At 37.3% G+C, this 17,664-nt stretch carries 16 protein-coding genes and 2 pseudogenes; 2 read left to right on the plus strand and 16 right to left on the minus strand.

What is annotated here, in order from left to right; genetic code table 11:
* Positions 1 to 83: 83 nt before the first annotated feature.
* The 5 genes from PQ474_RS06145 to PQ474_RS06165 all read right to left on the minus strand — a co-directional run bounded on the left by PQ474_RS06145 (position 84) and on the right by PQ474_RS06165 (position 6,329).
* The gene (locus tag PQ474_RS06145; protein WP_273841157.1) at positions 84 to 1,466 is read right to left on the minus strand and encodes a flagellin N-terminal helical domain-containing protein; all 1,383 of its coding nucleotides are present in this window, start codon (positions 1,464 to 1,466) and stop codon (positions 84 to 86) included.
* 32 nt (positions 1,467 to 1,498) lie between these two features.
* Positions 1,499 to 1,930 carry a flagellar export chaperone FliS gene (fliS, locus tag PQ474_RS06150; protein ID WP_337956335.1) on the minus strand — a complete coding sequence of 144 codons (432 nt, stop codon included), beginning with the start codon at positions 1,928 to 1,930 and terminating at the stop codon, positions 1,499 to 1,501.
* Between the two features lie 52 nt (positions 1,931 to 1,982).
* Entirely contained in the window at positions 1,983 to 2,282 is a 300-nt protein-coding gene (locus tag PQ474_RS06155; RefSeq protein WP_273841159.1) for an EscU/YscU/HrcU family type III secretion system export apparatus switch protein, read from the minus strand.
* Entirely contained in the window at positions 2,279 to 4,912 is a 2,634-nt protein-coding gene (locus PQ474_RS06160) for a hypothetical protein (protein ID WP_273841160.1), read from the minus strand. Before PQ474_RS06160 ends, PQ474_RS06155 begins: the two co-directional genes overlap by 4 nt.
* A gap of 232 nt (positions 4,913 to 5,144) precedes the next feature.
* Positions 5,145 to 6,329, minus strand: a complete 1,185-nt coding sequence (locus PQ474_RS06165; RefSeq protein ID WP_273841161.1) for a DNA polymerase IV — start codon at positions 6,327 to 6,329, stop codon at positions 5,145 to 5,147.
* 112 nt (positions 6,330 to 6,441) lie between these two features.
* Between PQ474_RS06165 and PQ474_RS06170 the strand changes: the two genes are divergently transcribed.
* A complete protein-coding gene (locus tag PQ474_RS06170) occupies positions 6,442 to 6,642 on the plus strand; it encodes a hypothetical protein (RefSeq protein ID WP_273841162.1) in 201 nt (66 codons plus the stop codon).
* A gap of 28 nt (positions 6,643 to 6,670) precedes the next feature.
* Here the strand turns inward: PQ474_RS06170 and PQ474_RS06175 are convergent, their stop codons facing one another.
* From PQ474_RS06175 to mce, 3 genes are all read right to left on the minus strand, one after another.
* Positions 6,671 to 8,128 (minus strand): NAD(P)/FAD-dependent oxidoreductase, encoded by a 1,458-nt coding sequence (locus PQ474_RS06175; protein ID WP_273841163.1) that lies wholly within the window; start codon positions 8,126 to 8,128, stop codon positions 6,671 to 6,673.
* A gap of 194 nt (positions 8,129 to 8,322) precedes the next feature.
* Positions 8,323 to 9,444, minus strand: coding sequence for a M20/M25/M40 family metallo-hydrolase (locus PQ474_RS06180; RefSeq protein ID WP_273841164.1), 1,122 nt, complete (start codon positions 9,442 to 9,444; stop codon positions 8,323 to 8,325).
* 144 nt (positions 9,445 to 9,588) lie between these two features.
* On the minus strand, positions 9,589 to 9,996 hold the full coding sequence (gene mce, locus PQ474_RS06185) for a methylmalonyl-CoA epimerase (RefSeq protein ID WP_273841165.1): 408 nt from the start codon (positions 9,994 to 9,996) through the stop codon (positions 9,589 to 9,591).
* Positions 9,997 to 10,146: 150 nt separating this feature from the next.
* On the opposite strand from mce, the gene prli42 reads away from it, so the two are divergent.
* Positions 10,147 to 10,236 carry a stressosome-associated protein Prli42 gene (gene prli42 / locus PQ474_RS06190; RefSeq protein ID WP_157076802.1) on the plus strand — a complete coding sequence of 30 codons (90 nt, stop codon included), beginning with the start codon at positions 10,147 to 10,149 and terminating at the stop codon, positions 10,234 to 10,236.
* A gap of 57 nt (positions 10,237 to 10,293) precedes the next feature.
* Here prli42 and PQ474_RS06195 read toward each other — a convergent pair whose 3' ends face one another.
* The 8 genes and pseudogenes from PQ474_RS06195 to PQ474_RS06230 form a co-directional block, all read right to left on the minus strand.
* The gene (locus PQ474_RS06195) at positions 10,294 to 10,806 is read right to left on the minus strand and encodes a L,D-transpeptidase (protein ID WP_273841166.1); all 513 of its coding nucleotides are present in this window, start codon (positions 10,804 to 10,806) and stop codon (positions 10,294 to 10,296) included.
* A 39-nt stretch (positions 10,807 to 10,845) separates the two neighbouring features.
* A complete protein-coding gene (locus tag PQ474_RS06200; RefSeq protein ID WP_273841167.1) occupies positions 10,846 to 11,814 on the minus strand; it encodes an aromatic acid exporter family protein in 969 nt (322 codons plus the stop codon).
* Positions 11,815 to 12,023: 209 nt separating this feature from the next.
* Positions 12,024 to 12,746: an amino acid ABC transporter ATP-binding protein gene (locus PQ474_RS06205; protein WP_273841168.1), complete on the minus strand. Its 723-nt coding sequence runs from the start codon at positions 12,744 to 12,746 to the stop codon at positions 12,024 to 12,026.
* Complete coding sequence (locus tag PQ474_RS06210; protein WP_273841169.1) at positions 12,739 to 13,395, minus strand: amino acid ABC transporter permease; 657 nt, start codon at positions 13,393 to 13,395, stop codon at positions 12,739 to 12,741. Before PQ474_RS06210 ends, PQ474_RS06205 begins: the two co-directional genes overlap by 8 nt.
* Positions 13,396 to 13,497: 102 nt before the next feature.
* Positions 13,498 to 14,085: pseudogene (locus PQ474_RS06215) on the minus strand (transporter substrate-binding domain-containing protein); the annotation flags it as partial.
* Between the two features lie 517 nt (positions 14,086 to 14,602).
* Positions 14,603 to 14,749 carry a hypothetical protein gene (locus PQ474_RS06220; RefSeq protein ID WP_273841171.1) on the minus strand — a complete coding sequence of 49 codons (147 nt, stop codon included), beginning with the start codon at positions 14,747 to 14,749 and terminating at the stop codon, positions 14,603 to 14,605.
* A 268-nt stretch (positions 14,750 to 15,017) separates the two neighbouring features.
* Positions 15,018 to 16,796: a PAS domain-containing sensor histidine kinase gene (locus tag PQ474_RS06225; RefSeq protein WP_273841172.1), complete on the minus strand. Its 1,779-nt coding sequence runs from the start codon at positions 16,794 to 16,796 to the stop codon at positions 15,018 to 15,020.
* Positions 16,797 to 17,073: 277 nt separating this feature from the next.
* Positions 17,074 to 17,637, minus strand: a pseudogene (locus tag PQ474_RS06230) (manganese catalase family protein); the annotation flags it as partial.
* Positions 17,638 to 17,664 lie beyond the last annotated feature (27 nt).

Here is a 17,664-nt window from a genome sequence, read left to right on the forward strand (position 1 = left end):
ATCACAAATTTATACGTTGAATCCGTTTTCTATTCGCATAAAAAAACGACGAGAAGAGACCCTCCTCTCGTCATATATTTTCATTATTGTAAAAGCTGTAACACACCTTGTGGCAATTGGTTTGCTTGAGCAAGCATCGCTGTAGCGGATTGATTTAAAATATTGTTACGCGTAAATTCCGTCATTTCAAGCGCCATATCAGCGTCACGAATACGAGACTCAGAAGCCGTTAAGTTTTCGTGTGTTACCTGAAGGTTGTTGATGGTGTGTTCTAATCGGTTTTGAACTGCACCTAACTTAGAACGTGAGTCAGATAAACGATTAATAGCTTGATCCAGAGCAAAAATAGCTTTATTAGCATCAGCATTCGTTAATACATTAACATCTTCAATTCCTAATGTAACAATATCCATCCTTGGGATATCAATCATAACATTTTGATTTGTATTTGGTCCTATTTGAAAAGAAAGAGCATTGTTCGTAATTGTATAATCTAACGATGCTGCTTGCAGATTTGAGTTAAATTGATATTCAACTCCTCCATGACGGAATAATCCGTTGTTAGAGGTCAACTTTCTTTCTGCTTGAATTGTAACTGTATTCGCGGGATCAGATACATCATTTAATTTCAATGTAGCCTCTGCTTCTAATTTTACTTTTACTGTACCAGCAGTTGATATTTTAGTTGCATCCATTTGAATCCCATAAACATCTTGTGCATTATTAGCGCCATTACTACCAATTGGAATAACCATAGTACCAATACTGAGACCATCTGGGTCGAGGACTTCAATTTTAGCATCTTGATTTTGCTCAACCTCACGAACTAAAATGGTATACTCCCCAAGCTTCATCCCATCGTTAGGATTCACAAACTTAATATCGCCCTGTCCCAGTCCAGCAGAAGGTTGTGTAACTTTCTCAGTCATGACCACGTTAGACACTTCTAATTGATAATTCCCTGATTTAATATTCGCATCAGTAACCTTTGGGTACCCTACAATATTAATAGGATTTATACCTGCATCAAACGTAGTCAATACCGCACTAAACCCATTTAATAATTTACGAGTATTAAACTCCGTTTTTTCTGAAATATCATCAACTTCTAGCTTCAATTGATCAATTTCTTTTTGAATTTGCTCACGGTCATACTCTGTATTCGTATCATTAGCAGCTTGAACTGCTAACTCACGCATACGCTGAAGCATTGTATGCACTTCTTGCATCGCACCTTCAGAGGTTTGCATTAAAGATATTCCGTCCATCGCATTGCGTTCAGCCATTTTTAACCCACGGATTTGCGAACGCATTTTTTCAGAGATTGCTAGTCCAGCAGCATCATCTGACGCTCGGTTAATTCTTAAACCAGAAGAAAGCTTTTCAAGGTTTTTAGATGTATTAAATTGATTTTGGTGTAGGTTGCGATATGAATTTAACGCTTGTATATTATTATTAATTTTCATAGGAGAGAACGTCCCTTCAGCATTTAATTGATTTATTCGTAAACTGAATTACTTTCATAGGCTAAAGTTTTTTGTCTAATCCCTTTAGCTTGAACATTATGTTTCGTCTTCATTGCTTCATTCCAAGAAGACATTAGCATCGTTAAGAGCTTAATTACTTCTTCTAAAATACTTTTATCCTTTTTCACGTTTGCTTCTATTAATTTATCAGCGATATAGTTATAAACTTGATCTAGTTGGTCAGCAATAATTCCTGCTTCATAATTTATACCTGCACCCAGCCGGTGGATGATATCACTTGCTTTTTGAAGCAACTCATTAGCACCAATGAAGTTCTTTTCATCCATTAATTGGCTAGCATTTTCTAGATTGGTTAGACACGCTTCATATAATATTGCCGTTAATTCTTGAGATGTTTTTTGGTGAAGCGCTTCGTTCGTTAGGAACGTGGTCAAACCTCCCACCTCCATTTTTTCTTTCTTACTAATACTATTATCGGAGAGTTGAAATAATTGTTTAATACTTTTTCTCCATCTCCTCAATTAAAAGTAAAATCTCTGCCATGACTGAATATAATTGTGGAGGGATGTTCTCACCTAAATCCATATCCAGCAAGTTTTCAACAAGTCTAGCATCTTCTTGCATATGAATATTATTTTTTTTAGCTAAGTCAATAATTTGGTTAGCTACTTGTCCTTTCCCTTGAGCGACAATTTTGGGCGCTCCTTCGTTCTCGTCATCATACCGAATAACTGCGGCTGTTGGACCATTTATTTGCCGACGTTGCTTATGGTTGAAATGCTTAGATACGATCATATTTTTAAGTCAAATCCCTTCTCCGTCATAACAGGCGTTTGTCTGGACGTACCTTCTTCTTTTTCTTCCATAATGGACACATCATTTTTCAATTTTGCATATTTAATTCCATTGATGGAATACCCAATTTCCGAAAGCTTATCAACAGCTAATTTCACAAGAGGCTCCATTTTCGATTGAAAATCAGCGTTGTCATTTTTAATCGTAACCGATAATTTCCTTTCACTAGCTGATACTGAAATTCCAATCTCACCCATCTTAGGTGTTTCCATTAGAAAGAATAAACTACAATTCTCCCAATCTACCTTCTCACTTTCATTACGAGAATTCACAAAGACTTGTAGGTTTTCTACTTTTTCTTGTAATAAAAATGGAATCTGGAAGAATAAATTTTGTAAGCTACCCTGCTGATTCGATCGACTCATCAACTGTTGGCCTGTTACGTTCTGAAGTGCTTGGTTCGCCAATTGTTGGACGCGAGTCTCTTCTTCCCCATGGGCTAATTGCATTAAAGTCGTTTTTAAGTTACGCTGCGCTTGTTCTTGCTGTTGCTCTTTTCCAGAAGCCAAAAACTGCGCGACTTCAGAATCACGATTTAACCCTAAAGTACGAATCGTTTCAAACATTGCTCTAGGTGAACCTTCTTGCAATGGTCCTCGAACGGTTTCACTGTATTGATTTGAAAAAGACTGCGATGGCAAATTAGCTTCACGTAATGCTCTTTCATTAACTGCCGTATAATACTTTACTTTCGTCTCCGAAGGCTGAAAATTCATTTTATCAACTAATTTCTTAACCTCTTGGACAAGTTGCTTAGCTTCACGATGCTTCCCGCGCGAGAGCAATTTGCTCGCTTCCGCTAACTGACTACTTGCCTGCATGAGTTGCCGTTCTGTTTTCATATCCGTCAAAAGCATCATTTCGCTTTTCAAGATAGCATTATCTAACTTTTTTATTGTTGTCTCAAGCAAAGGTTTGACAATCGGTTGCGCCATATTACGAAATTGTTCAATTTGCCTGTTAACCTGATCAAGTGTCTTTGATAGATCTCGTTGTAAATGTTTAAAATCAGCAGTTAATTGCGCTAGTTTTTCTGTCACCGTTGTCACAGCAATCGATTTACTTGCCATTTCTACACTCGTTTGAAACTGTTCATTATCTGTATAAACTCTAGCCTCAAGTATCGGTTGCGAAGTGACAACCTGCTTAGAGGCTTGTTCTATTTTATTAAGCACCGCTGCCATTTCTTGTCTAGCTTTTAGCTCACGACCTTGCTGCTGCAAGTCTCTTGCCGTTTGCGCTGTTTGATTGAGTTCTGATCTCAAACTTTCGTCTAGCGCTGTCTGACCACTCATCAAGGATTGTACTTGTTGAATCGCCCTTTCGAGATTTGCTTCTCTTTGCAAGACTGTCTGGCTTTCCTTTACGGTTTCATTCAATGAGGAAATATCACGATTGATCGTATGAGCTAGATTAGTTGCTTTGACTGAGAGTTGTTGGACCGCTTGGACTAATTTCTCTTTAGCCACAGCTTGTAATTGATCCGCTTGCTTTAAAGCTTTATTAATTTGTTCACCAGATTCATTTTGAACCAACCCTCGTTCGTAAATCATTCCCGAGACTTGCTCACGAACTGCCTGTGATAGACCTTCTTTTTGAATCAACAATCTAGCTTCTTTCGCCGTATTTTGCTCAACTTGATGTGAACTCGTACGTTCAACTTGATTTAATGTTTGATCGACTCTTTCTCTAGCAACCTGATCAAGGTGTCTTGATTCAGTTATTGCTCGTTCTAACGTCCGATTCGTTTCCACATTGACTTGTGGATGATTTACTAATACATGCACTCTATCTACAGCTCGGTTAATAGATGTTTCCTTTTGAACTGATTCGCTCACTTGTTTAATCCGCTCCTGAAGCCTTCCTTCTTGAGTAGGGGGAGTTAGAGCTTGAACGTTCGACTCCATTCTTGACTTAATAGGATTCAGATTCTGTTCCTGACTAGCTAAGACATTACGATCAAGACGCTCCCTAACAGGGACTTCTACTTTAAAATCTCGGTTTAATTCTTTTGAAAGATCATTCAACACTTCATTTAATGGTCTACCATGCATCGCTTCATGAGCAGCACGAAGATGCGTTTGAGTTACATCTAAATGTTTATTAGCAATTGCCTGTACCGTTTGAAGTCGAGCCTCCACTTTCCCTTCACTCATAAAACGTTGTAGATCTTGGACCGATTCTTTTGTTAATGTTAATCCTTTATCTAAAATCATTGAAACAGCTTGTTTTAATTCAGGTGTGAATTGTTGGACACCTAATTGACGGAGTGTTTGATTCACTGTTTCTCCATTCACCCTTGAAGAAGATGCGGATGGAACTCGATTATCCTCAATTACTCGAACCTGCATGATCTCTTGTTTCGAGTCAATGATTTGAATCGAGACTCGGTCCATTTTCGGAACTTCTCCCTCAAATTTCACATGAACTTCACGGCCACGGATGGAAAGCAGTGCTTCATCTTTGCTCGTTTGCTCCTTTACTCTCGCCAAGTAGATTTCCCCATCTTTCATCTGTTGCATTTTCTCTACTGGTTGTCCCGTTGTGTGAAGATGGTGTTGAATTTGCATTTCACGCTCACGCTCCGCTCTTTTTCAAATCTATTTGAGGCTGTACTCTCAATAAAAACAACCCTTATAAAATGACATAACCCAAGGTTACAAGCACTGATAATCTCATAAAAAAACTAAACACAACGTATCTTTCAAGTGATTAACGGCACCGCCTAGGTTAGCCCTTGTATTTTTTATTTAAAATTCTCTCTTGTTACTATTATCGGATTGAATGAATCAGATGTTAACTCTATTGATCTTCTTGTTTCTTCCAACCTTTTCGAACAATATGGTCTCCAAAACGTTCACGTAATTCCATCATCGTTTCATCCAATTCATTTCTTTTTATATCCTCTTTATATGTAAAGAGATCTAATTGTTTATACGCGTACTTTTTCTCTAACAAATCATAGGTACTAATCCCTAACAGGCGAATAGCCTCTCCATTCCAGACTTTATCAAATATCCGGTTAGCTTCAGACAATAGTTCTTCTTTTGTCTGAAGGGGATTGTAAACCTTTTGACTTTTTGTTACCATCTTCCAATCATGATAGCGAATCGTGATTTGTATCCCTCTTGTAAACAGATCCTTTTTCCGTAACCGTTGATGGACACGCCCTGCTAAATCATCTAAAGTTGACCTTATTAATGGTAAACTCTTTGTATCTGCACGTAGGGTTGTTGAATGACCGATTGATTTATACTCAGAATATGCATGTGGGTTAACCGGTCTATTATCCTGACCATTTGCTCTTTCCTTCAATTGAATTCCTCGGTCCCCAAACCTTTTAAGTAACATTTCATGATCGGCTAGTGCTAGATTACCAATTGTTAAAATGTCGTTCTTTTTCCACTTATCAACCGTTCTTTTACCAATCCCATGCATCTCATCGATAGGTAATGGCCAAAGCATTGTGGCTATATCTCTTTTTCTAAGAATGGTAATTCCATTAGGTTTTTTCATATCACTTGCCATTTTTGCTAAAAATTTATTCGGGGCAATCCCTATGCTACACGGGAGGTTTAATTCAGCTAAAATTCTTTCTTGTATCGACTGGGCAAGTTTAACTGGATGGACCTCTTTTAAATATGAAGTAAGATCCAAATAACCTTCATCTATAGATACTTGTTGGACAAGAGGAGTGTATGAAAATAGAATCTCAAATAACGCTTTCGACGCAACTCGATAGCGATCACCATTCGGTTTAAGAACAATCAACCCTGGGCAGAGTTTTTTAGCTTGCCATAGAGGCATAGTTGTCTTAACACCTTTAGCTCTTGCTTCGTAACTACTCGTTACAATGATTCCTCTTCTTTCTTCTGGGTTACCTGCAATAGCAACTGGCTTCCCCTTTAACAAAGGGTCATGTGCGATTTCAACAGATGCAAAGAAACTATTCATATCCAGATGAAAGATTAATCGTGCACGATTCATGTTCATTCCTCCTCCTCATTATTATAAGAAAATACGTTCGCTAAAGAAAGCTCGACCTAGTTGCAATCATTAATCAATTCTTGTAAGCTTATGAGTAAAGGAGTGAGGGATTATGACGAAAAGAAAGCTAAAAGTAGCATCAAATTACTCTGCTTTACTTGAAAGCATATTACTCCTTCAACATAGCCATGTAAAAGAGCAAAAAAAATCACCAACAATTGCTGAAATATCAGCAATCACTGGTGATACAGAAGAACATATTTTAGAGAGTATGGAACTTGGTAGACCTGAACCTTACAAAATCACTCACTAAATTAATGAAAAACTAGTCATTCAGAATCCTAGACTGTTTGCAATTCCCTCGCTCGCTTACGAACTATGGCGCGTGCCACATGAACACCATTAGCACCAGCTTGCGCAAGACCACGCGTCATCCCCGCACCATCTCCACCTGCATATAACCCAGAAATCTTTGTTTCAAAATCCTTCGTTACTTCAGGACGAGCTGAGTAGAATTTAGCCTCCACTCCATAAAACAACGTATGCTCTGACGCAATACCAGGTGTTACTACATCTAGTGCTTCCATCATTTCAACAAGGCTCTTCATTGTGTTATAAGGTAGAACAAGACCTAAGTCTCCAGGGACAGCTTCTTTCAAAGTAGGTTCAATGAATCCTTCAGTAATTCGCTTCTCGGTTGTCCGACGACCTTTTAAAATATCCCCATATTTTTGTACTATAATAGATCCACTTGATAAATCATTAGCTCGTTTCGATATTTCTTTCGCATAGCTGATTGGCTTGTCGAACGGCTCTGTAAAAGTATGTGATACGAGTAGAGCAAAGTTTGTATTTTGGCTGCCAAGCTCCGCTGCTTTATAGGCATGGCCGTTAGCTGTCATGACTCCACTATGATTCTCAACTACTACATGACCTGACGGATTCGAACAGAAAGTACGGACTTTCGTTCCAACACTTGTGTTGAAAATAAATTTAGCTTCATATAAATGTTTATTGATTTCAGCCATAATCACATCTGAGGTTTCAACACGGACACCAATATCAACTTGATTGTTCATCATTTTTAAGCCACGTTTTTGTAGGATGTTACCAAACCACTCTGAACCATCACGTCCTGGTACAATTACAACTTGATCAGCAAAGATTTCTTCCTCCTTTTTTACAAGCTTGACTCCAGTTACACGATAACCCTCTTCTGTCTTTTCGGTAATGACGTCACTGACTTCCGTGCGAAAACGAGCATCCATTTTATCACTTAAAAACTCATAAATACTTTTTAAAATTTCGAGATTTTTCTCAGTTCCTAAATGACGTACGTTAGCACGCAGAAGCTTTAATCCAGCTCCAATTGCTTTTTTCTCTATATCACGAACCGCTTCTGTTGTGGGATCGGTAATCTCATCAGGTGCCCCGTGTTCCATATTAATTGAGTCCACATATTTGATAAGCTCTAGTACCTCAGAAGGAGCTAAATAATCTTGTAACCAACCTCCAAATTCAGTCGTTATGTTAAACTTGCCATCTGAATAAGCACCTGCACCACCAAAACCGCTTGTAATAGAACACGCAGGCAAACAGCCCGTAAATTCTTTTCTTCCGGCTGGAGGTGGACATTTTTCAATTTTCTTTTCATTTATGGGACATCTTCGTTGATAAATCGTATGCCCTTTATCAATTAAAAGGACTTTAAGTTCAGGTTGTTGTCTGTATAATTCATAAGCAGTGAAGATTCCCGCAGGGCCGCCACCAACAATAATTACATCATAACGTTCATTCACAACTATTCACTCTCCCCGTTTGCGTTCTCTCATGAACCTTTATCATTTTAACAAAGAGAACACTTACAATCAACACATTTACGAATGTTTTTACACACAAACGAAGTTAATGTTCGTATTTATACCCTCGCAAAAAAAGGAGCACTTTCACAAACTACTTGTAAAAGTGCTCCTTTTATTCAATCTGATAAACCTTATTTCATTGCTACTTCTTTTACTACAGCAACTACGGCTTCAGAAAGCTTAACTAATTCAGTTATTGGCATACGTTCATTTTTTGTATGAATTTCTTCATAACCGACCGCTAAATTTACAGTTGGAACTCCGTGTCCTGCAAAAATGTTTGCATCGCTCCCACCACCGCTTTGTAGCAATTCTGGTGTACGACCAATGGATGACATGGCACGCTTTGCCACTTCAACTACTTCATCACCATCGCCAAGTTTGAATCCTGGGTACATAATTTCCACTTCTACTTCTGCAGTTGTTCCCATTTCCTTAGCAGTCGATTCAAAAGCTTCCTTCATCTTCGCCACTTGAGCATCCATCTTCTCAGCAATTAACGATCTGGCCTCTGCTAATATCGACACGTGATCACATACAATGTTAGTCTGTGTTCCACCTTCAAAACGTCCAATGTTAGCTGTAGTTTCCTCATCAATACGGCCTAAAGGCATTTTAGATATTGCTTTTGCTGCAACAGTAATAGCTGATATCCCTTTCTCAGGAGCTACACCTGCATGAGCTGTTTTTCCAAGAACCGTTGCTTTTACTTTCGCTTGCGTTGGTGCTGCGACAATAATATTTCCAACAGGTCCATCGCTGTCTAAGGCAAATCCAAATTTCGCTTTTAGAAGAGATGGATCAAGAACTTTTGCACCATTTAAGCCTGATTCCTCTCCTACTGTAATAATAAATTGAATCGTCCCATGTTCGATATTCTGTTCCTTCAACACTCGAATACCTTCAAACATCGCGGCAATACCTGCTTTATCATCAGCTCCTAGTATCGTTGTTCCATCTGTTACCACATAGCCATCCTTAATAGAAGGTTTTACACCAACGCCCGGCACAACTGTATCCATATGTGAAGTGAAATAAATCATATCTACATTTTCCTTCGTACCTTCAAGCGTACAAATTAGGTTACCAGCAGCATGCTCCGTCTTACTGGCTGCATCGTCTTCGATTACATGAACACCTAATTGTTCAAATTTTCTTTTCAAAATTGGCGCTATAACATCCTCATGTTTGGTTTCCGAATCGATTTGTACGAGTTCAAGGAACTCGTCTACCAAGCGTTGTTCATTAATCATATGTATGTTGCCTCCCAATATAGTGTTGTAAGTCTGTCAATATCTTTACTCATTAGTTTTTGGGTTCAATAAGGTCATTTCTCCTATTTGAATAACCTCTTAAATGGTAACGTTGAAAACTAAAAAGCGCAAGTTTCACTCCACTCATTGTTTTTCACATAGTTCATAAAGAACGCCTTTAGAGGACTTAGGATGCAAAAAAGCTACTTTAGCACCTCCAGCTCCATTTACAGGTTCATCGTGAATCATGTTCACACCTTTCTCTTTTATCTCTTTGATTCTTTCCTCAATACTTATTACACCTAAAGCTATATGATGAATACCCTCTCCTCTTTTTTTAATAAATTGAGCTACCGTACTCTCATCCGTTAAGGGTTCAAGTAATTCAATTTTAGATTCACCTATTTTTAGAAAAGCTACTTTGACTCCTTGAGATCTCACTTCTTCTAATCCAACTAACTCTAAATTTAGTACACCCATATAAAAGGGTAATGTGTCTTCAATTGATGCCACCGCAATCCCTATATGATCGATTTTCTTCGGTTTTGTCATCTTCTATTCCCCACTCTTTCGTAAGCGTTACTACTATGTTCTGGATCATTGTTTTAATTCCTGCTTTTATCTGGTATTTCTACTTTCCCCTTGTCCAAAAGCTAATAACAAAGTAAAATAGAAGTAGGTATTGTAGAGGAGGTTTTTCTTATGCCACGCAAATTTCAAAAAGCTATCATTTACCTTATGATTATTACAATGGTTCTTGGCACCCTTTTAATGGGCGTATCTTTCTTCTAAAAAATAATTAAGGGATCTTATATTAAACCCCTGGTACATGTGTACCAGGGGTTTTGACTATTCAATAGCACCAAACGAACGAGCCACTTCAATAAATTTTTCATTTTTATCAGTTATATAGATTTTTGTTCCTAGAGGTATTACATCAAAAAGCTTCTCCACTATTTCATTAGGTAACCTTATACATCCAGCCGTAACCGAGTAACCAATTGAATCAGGGCGATTCGTTCCATGAATACCGAATGTTCGACCATCGGTATCATTTGCGTTAAATCCAATCCACCTTGAGCCTAATGGGTTGTTTGGATCTCCACCCACAATATCTTTTTTTCGATAATATGGATCTTTCGCTTTGACAATAATTGAAAAGGTACCAATAGGTGTTTCATCGCCCACTTTACCTGTTGCTACTTTATAGACATCTTGAATTTCACCATCATTGATATACGCAAGTTCATTGGTTGAAACGTTCACGATGAGAAAAGGGTCCCCAACGGTAGGATTTTCACCGAGCGGCCAAATAGGAGAAACCATTAAAAATGTTACTAACGTTAGAAGCGAGAGTTGCATAAGATAACCTCCCTCTGCTATTTTTTTGTTAGTGTTTCCCTATAATTTCTTTTTATCCGCATCGTTCCACAAGCGATCCTTAATGTGTAAATATTCCTCTAATTCATGCATGATGTATAGCAAAGCTGATCGCACTTCAAATTCTTCCCTCGAAGTCGGCAATGGCATTTCTTCAAATCCTTCTTTCATTGTTTTAATTCGATCTAAAAAATAGGGTACTCGATTAACTGGACTTACTGATTTACTTAACTCGTCTAAAAGGTTGGCAACCGTTTCACTCTGTTCAACAGTATGGTTCATTTTAGATACATAAGGCATCATTCTCTCTATGATCTCAAATTGTTTTTCTCGCATTTTAAAATAATAATAATACTGGTCTTCATAACGTAGAATATGATTTTGTATATTCCTCATTGCAAGGTTTTTTCCATTTTGTAATAAATCAACGGTTTCAGGAATTTCTTTTCCATCCCAATTACTTTCACCATATCTTAGATAAACAGATAACTCATGTAAAATTGTTTTAAAATGATCTTCTATTTCCTTATGATAATGTCTTAAAGCCTTATCACTATTTGGCATATAGAGATTCATTAAAAGAGCAACACCAATACCTATGACAATGAGCAATAGTTCATTAATGATTAGCGCCGTAGAAATACCTCCAACCGTGTAAAGATGAAGAATAATAACAGAGCTTGTTGCAATTCCCGCATTCATGTTTAGCTTAACAACAATAGGAATAAAAACGATAATGATCATGGCTAACGTCCATGGTTGATAACCAATCCACTCAAACAAACTACCACTTATAGCCATACCGATCATGCAAGCCACCATTCGATCCCACGATACTTTAAGTGAGTCTCTTCTTGTAACGGAAATACAAAGCACTGTGATAATGGCAGCCGATCCATAAAATTCAAGCTGCATGGCTTGAGCAATTGCTACAGCAAGGCCCGCTCCAACAGCTGTTTTCAACGTACGATAACCAATTTTAAATGGCATGCGCTCCCCCAAAGTATAAAATTTAATTACAAAGTGTCATTTATGAACTAGCATCTTAAACTCTACCTACAATGTGTGTTAAAAACCTATAATAGTTTATTAAACATTTCATTCTTCTGTTTTGAGTTTTGAAATACCTCTTTTGTCGATCCCTACAAAACGAAAGTCACAAAAAGACTTACAGTTTTCCACCGTAAGTCTTACATGCATTATAATACCTTCTCTAAAAAATCTCTAGCTCTGTCGGAACGCGGAGCATTAAAAAATTCGTTAGGAGGAGCATCTTCCATTAGAATACCTTGATCCAAAAATAGCACCCGATCAGCTACCTCACGCGCAAATCCCATTTCATGCGTAACGATGGCCATAGTCATCCCTGACATCGCAAGGTCTTTCATTACTTCAAGTACTTCCTTTACCATTTCAGGATCAAGCGCTGAAGTCGGCTCATCAAACAACATGACCTCCGGTTCCATCGCAAGAGCACGAGCAATAGCAACACGTTGTTTTTGCCCACCGGATAGACGACTTGGGTATTCATCTCGCTTTTCAATTAATCCTACTTTCATCAAAAGATCTTCTGCCTTCTCTGTAGCTTCTTGCTTTGTAAGTCCTTTTACAGTCATTGGCGCATAGATTAAATTCCCTAAAACGGTCATATGTGGAAATAAGTGAAAGTGTTGGAACACCATTCCTATTTGTTGTCTCACTCGAAGTACATTCGTTTTTGGGTTTGTTAATTCTTCTTGATCCACCCATATTTTACCGGAAGTCGGTTTTTCAAGAAGATTCATACATCTAAGTAAAGTTGACTTTCCTGAACCCGATGGCCCAATAATCGCTACTACATCACCTTTTTTTATTTCAGTAGTAATCCCTTTTAACACTTCTACTTTCCCAAACGATTTATGCAAATCATCAACCTTAATCACTACGTTGCAACCTCCTTTCAATGAGACGACCGATTATCGTCAGTACCATAACTAACAAGTAATAAATCAATCCTACAAAAAGAAGAGCCTCAAAGTATCTATATATTTGAGCATTTAGAACTTGAGCACGACGCATAAGATCCATAACCCCAATAATAGAAACGATAGCAGATTCTTTCGTTAGATTAATAAACTCATTAAAAAGAGCTGGTAAAATGTTACGGAACGCTTGAGGTAAGATGATTCTAAGCATCGTAGGACGATACGGGATCCCAAGAGCCTCCGCTGCTTCCTTCTGACCTTTGTCCACAGCTTGAATACCGGCACGAATAATTTCTGAAACATAAGCTGCCGAGTTTAAACCAAAAGCAAGAACACCAGCTACATAAGCAGAGATATCAAACCCAAATTGCGGGATCCCAAAATAAATTATTGATAATTGCAAGATAAGAGGCGTTCCTCTAAAGACAGATGTATACGCATCTGCAAACCAACGAAGTACACGAAACCTACCAATTTTGAAAATAGATAAAATAACTCCTAAAATGAGTCCTAACACTAATGCTGCAGATACGAATTGTAACGTGACCCCGATCCCTTGTAATAAAAAAGGGATATGGGGCACGATTTGGCTAAAGTCCAAATTCATGCCCAATTATCCTTCCTGTTTTGTAACTTATTATAAAACATAACACATCCCGCGACATGAATATAATCGCGGGTGTGTCTTAATGACTAATATTTATTGTTGAGCTCCTAGGTGACCTTCTGCAACTGTATCTTCCATTAAAATTGCATCAATACGCCCAGCTATTAATTCTTGCATAATTTCAGGAATACGATTTAGTTTCACTACTTCAAAACCATACTCTGCAGCAAGTTCTTCTGCTTCCTCTTCTTGGATTGAACCCAATTGAACCCCAACTTTTAAGCCCTCTAAGTCTTCCAATGTTGAAAGATTAGCGTTTTCTTTAGAAACGATAAGGTTTGTTGCCTCATAATAAATATCAGAAAAATTCACATTATTTTTGCGTTCTTCTGTAGGTGTCATACCCGCTAAAACAAAGTCCACACGACCTGCTTCCATCGCAGGAATCAGCGCATTAAAATCCATATCTTCAATTTTTAATTCATAGCCTAATTCTTGTGTAATGTACTTAGCGATATCAACATCAAAACCAATAATTTCTCCCGTTGCAAGGTCAATAGATTCGTACGGAGGATAATCTGCTGATGTACCCATTATTAATGTATTCGTTCGTTCCGTTCCTTCTGTTGTATCATCCGTTTCTACAGAACCTTCGCCAGCATCGAACCACTTTAAAATTAAATCATCCATTTTTCCACTTTCAATTAACTCATTCAACTGTTCGTTAAACGGTTCCACGAGCTCACTGCCCTTAGGAAAAGCGATAGCTGACCCTAACTCACCTTCAGTTGGGATTTCAAAACTCACTAATTGTTCACCAGCGTCCTCTTCGGCTCCACAACCAGCTAATAAACCTACAGAAAATACTGCAGACATCCCTAACATCATCCACTTTTTCTTCATCATTAAACCCCCGCTATTTTCTCTAGTAATATAATATTTATTCTTGTACATGCATATTAACACATTGTTTTATGAATGCAAATACTTTTGTCACGAAAAAACGTTCTTTATTATAAATAGCATATTCAACTTATAGTTTCAATATGTTAGACAGGTTTTCTTTCAAACTTATTCGGCATTTCTGTATATTTAAATATTATTTAATAATAAGAAAACAACCATTTTATCGTTCCAATCAAAAAGTGACTCAATAGCTATTAACTATTTGAGTCACTTTTGTCATATGTTGTCATGTTAAGAATTCTTAATTAGTTGTTTCTTCGTCTACAGGCTCATCAATTGTTGCTGGATCCTCTAAAGGTGCGTTCTCATCAACTGGTTCTCCACAAGCTGCTAATACACTAATGGAAAGGGCTCCTGCTAAAACCGTATAAAGTAGTTTCTTGCTCATCGTAAATTCCTCCTTTGTAGTTGGGTTGGAATTTGCTTTGTAAGATGTGCTTCCAACTGTACCTATCATACTAAACTACCTGGTTCGTTAGAAGATTATCGCTCTCATTTACAATTTTTTACAAATTATTTTGACATTCTCACAATCTCTATAGTACTTTTTGACAGTTCAAGAGGTGCCGTTATTCTTTGCACGTAAAAAAGAACATATGATCAATACAATAGCTGTAAAATCTAATGTTTCACGGCTGTTGTTTAAATCTATTTCTTTAGTTACTTGCGGGAAGAATTACTTCTAATGTTGTTCCTTTTCCTGCTTCACTGTATATATTTAAAACGCCATTATGATGTTCGATAATTTTATAACAAACCATAAGACCTAAACCCGTTCCCTTTTCTTTTGTAGAATAAAAAGGTTCTCCAAGGCGATCAATTCGCTCACTTGGTATGCCACAACCATTGTCCTCTACTTGTATACAAACTTGATTATCTGGATGCTTTAAGATTCGTACATGAATAGTCCCTTTATCTGTTAGAGCTTCAATTGCATTTCTTAATAAGTTAATAAACACTTGCTTTAATTGCTTCTCCAGACCATAAATCGCTGGTACTTGTTCATATTCAAACTCCAATGTCACATTATTCATATTTGATTGAGCCTTGGTTAGCGTTAAGATTTGCTCAAGAAGTACTTGAATATCAATTTTACTAAAAACACTCTCAACATTTGGTTTGGCTAAAGTAAGATACTCATATATAATGGCTTCCACTCTCTCAAGCTCCTCCATTACTAAACTTAAATAAAAGGGTTTAACCTCTTGTTCTTTCTGAAAGAGTTGGAGGAACCCTTTAACTGTTGTTAGTGGATTTCGAATCTCATGAGCAACTCCCGCAGCAAGTTGAGCAACGACTGATAATTTATCAGATTTTCTAATAAGGTCATCTACTTTTTTTCGCTCTGAAAGATCTTTTAAGATTGTTCTAAAAGCTGGTTTTCCTTTGAATGTTATGAGAGTGGTTGTTGCTTCTGCATCGAACTTCTTCCCATCCAACCTCTTTAATGTATAGACGGAATTAGTCATTTCTTTCTTACCCGTTAAAAGCATTCTATAATTTTCACGCATCCTAGCCTGATCTTGGGCTACTACTATTTCGGATAAATTCAAGGCACCTTCTGAAAAGCTTCTAATACCAAAGAGTTTCTTGCCCGCTGGATTAATGTATATAATTTCCTTTCCGTTGTGTACGGAAATGGTTTCAGGTGACTTTTCAACCAAACTTCTATAGTTCATTTCACTCTCTTTTAATTCTTTCTCCATTTTCTTTCGATTGCTAATATTAATAAAATAAAGGGTTACTTGATCATCAGAACGATATGCCCTCACATCGAACCACTCATCTTGATCCTTTTTATACACTTCAAATTGTGTGTATTCTTCACCTGCTAATAATTGATAAAATTTACTTAAAAGTTCTTCATCATTATTTTGTTTTAAATAAGTCCAAAAATCATTACTTAGTAATTCTTCCATACTACGATTAAACAATTTTTCCGCTGCTTCATTTGCATATAGGAACTGACCATCTAGCCTAATCGTAATAATAGTATCTTTAATCCCATCTAATATTTTTTTAGGTAAACGAACTTCATCGCGATCACGTAATTTAGATTCGAGCATGGAGAAATCGACATCGTCAAACGTGGTCACAATTTTATCTAACTGAACATGGTAATATCCCTGATTTAGGTCAGAAACATCCGTAACCGTGAACAGTGTTGTTTGAAGATAACCATTTCCGTGTAAGATGAGCTTTTCCACCTGTTTTTGCTGCATCCCTCTTTTAATGATCGGTTCTTTTTTCATAAGGTCTTCATTAGCCTCATAAATGACAAACGATTCAATTGATAACAACAGAAGTTCCTCTTTGGTATAACCTACATGTTCACAGAAAGCTCGATTAACGAACAAAAATTCTCCATTATCATTAAGAATTGCTTGTCCCTGTAATGATGCCTCTAAGCATGATGAAAAAACAGAACCATTCATTGACATTCTCCTTAAAAACTCTATTATCGATAAAATTCTCCATCCTTCCACAAAACCCTTTATATTTTTTATGTAGGTAACAGACAATTTTTCATATGCTTTATGCTCCCAAAAAAACTTATGATTAGATCTACATACCACTTTCTCCAAGTACTTGTAAGACAAAGCCTTTTTAAAATCCATAATTTTTATCTTTACCACCATATTTTTTTCAATGATTATTTATAAGTTTATTAAAGCAAAAGAGAGTTCAGCCTTTGAACTCTCTTTTTTTACCTTATCCCATATGAGGTGGCATATGAGGTCCTTTGGGAAGCATCGTATTATGCACGTAAGGTGGAGCTGGTCTTAATTTAGGAATCTTTCTAAACGGTTTCGGGTTATGATAATATTTAAACTCACCTAATCCATCCATACTTGGTCCTTGCGCCCAACGTCCTTCTTTACTAGCTGTACCACCTGATAAATCATAAAAATCATACGCGACTTCTTGCTTCTCAAGCTCACGTGGGAATGTACTAGGAACAACAATATTTTCTTTTTCTTCTAATTCGCAAATGGCTGCATACCACTGATTTTGATGCATGGTATCACGCACAATTAAAAAAGACAGCATATCTTTTACACCAGGGTCGGTTGTCATTTCGTATAGTCTGACTGCTTGGAGGCGTCCTTGTGACTCATATGTTAAGTTCAATCGAAAGTCAGCTAATATATTCCCGCTGGCATTAATGTACGACGCAGTCCATGGGTTTCCTACACTATCGGCGGGCATTGCGCCAAGTCCACTCACAATCGCATGTTGAGGGTTCATCCCACCTAACACAGCTCCAATTTTAGGATAAGCACTTTTATCTATTTGTCTAAG

Source organism: Halalkalibacter alkalisediminis, assembly GCF_028610705.1.
Taxonomy (GTDB): domain Bacteria; phylum Bacillota; class Bacilli; order Bacillales; family Bacillaceae_D; genus Halalkalibacter; species Halalkalibacter alkalisediminis.

What these genes read in the sequence shown, in the direction of transcription:
- PQ474_RS06145 (WP_273841157.1), bottom strand. Translation starts at nt 1,466, where the DNA reads ATGAAAATTAATAATAATATACAAGCGTTAAATTCATATCGCAACCTA.
- PQ474_RS06155 (WP_273841159.1), bottom strand. Translation starts at nt 2,282, where the DNA reads ATGATCGTATCTAAGCATTTCAACCATAAGCAACGTCGGCAAATAAAT.
- PQ474_RS06160 (WP_273841160.1), bottom strand. Translation starts at nt 4,912, where the DNA reads ATGCAAATTCAACACCATCTTCACACAACGGGACAACCAGTAGAGAAA.
- PQ474_RS06165 (WP_273841161.1), bottom strand. Translation starts at nt 6,329, where the DNA reads ATGAATCGTGCACGATTAATCTTTCATCTGGATATGAATAGTTTCTTT.
- PQ474_RS06170 (WP_273841162.1), top strand. Translation starts at nt 6,442, where the DNA reads ATGACGAAAAGAAAGCTAAAAGTAGCATCAAATTACTCTGCTTTACTT.
- PQ474_RS06180 (WP_273841164.1), bottom strand. Translation starts at nt 9,444, where the DNA reads ATGATTAATGAACAACGCTTGGTAGACGAGTTCCTTGAACTCGTACAA.
- mce (WP_273841165.1), bottom strand. Translation starts at nt 9,996, where the DNA reads ATGACAAAACCGAAGAAAATCGATCATATAGGGATTGCGGTGGCATCA.
- prli42 (WP_157076802.1), top strand. Translation starts at nt 10,147, where the DNA reads ATGCCACGCAAATTTCAAAAAGCTATCATTTACCTTATGATTATTACA.
- PQ474_RS06195 (WP_273841166.1), bottom strand. Translation starts at nt 10,806, where the DNA reads ATGCAACTCTCGCTTCTAACGTTAGTAACATTTTTAATGGTTTCTCCT.
- PQ474_RS06200 (WP_273841167.1), bottom strand. Translation starts at nt 11,814, where the DNA reads ATGCCATTTAAAATTGGTTATCGTACGTTGAAAACAGCTGTTGGAGCG.
- PQ474_RS06210 (WP_273841169.1), bottom strand. Translation starts at nt 13,395, where the DNA reads ATGAATTTGGACTTTAGCCAAATCGTGCCCCATATCCCTTTTTTATTA.
- PQ474_RS06220 (WP_273841171.1), bottom strand. Translation starts at nt 14,749, where the DNA reads ATGAGCAAGAAACTACTTTATACGGTTTTAGCAGGAGCCCTTTCCATT.
- PQ474_RS06225 (WP_273841172.1), bottom strand. Translation starts at nt 16,796, where the DNA reads ATGAATGGTTCTGTTTTTTCATCATGCTTAGAGGCATCATTACAGGGA.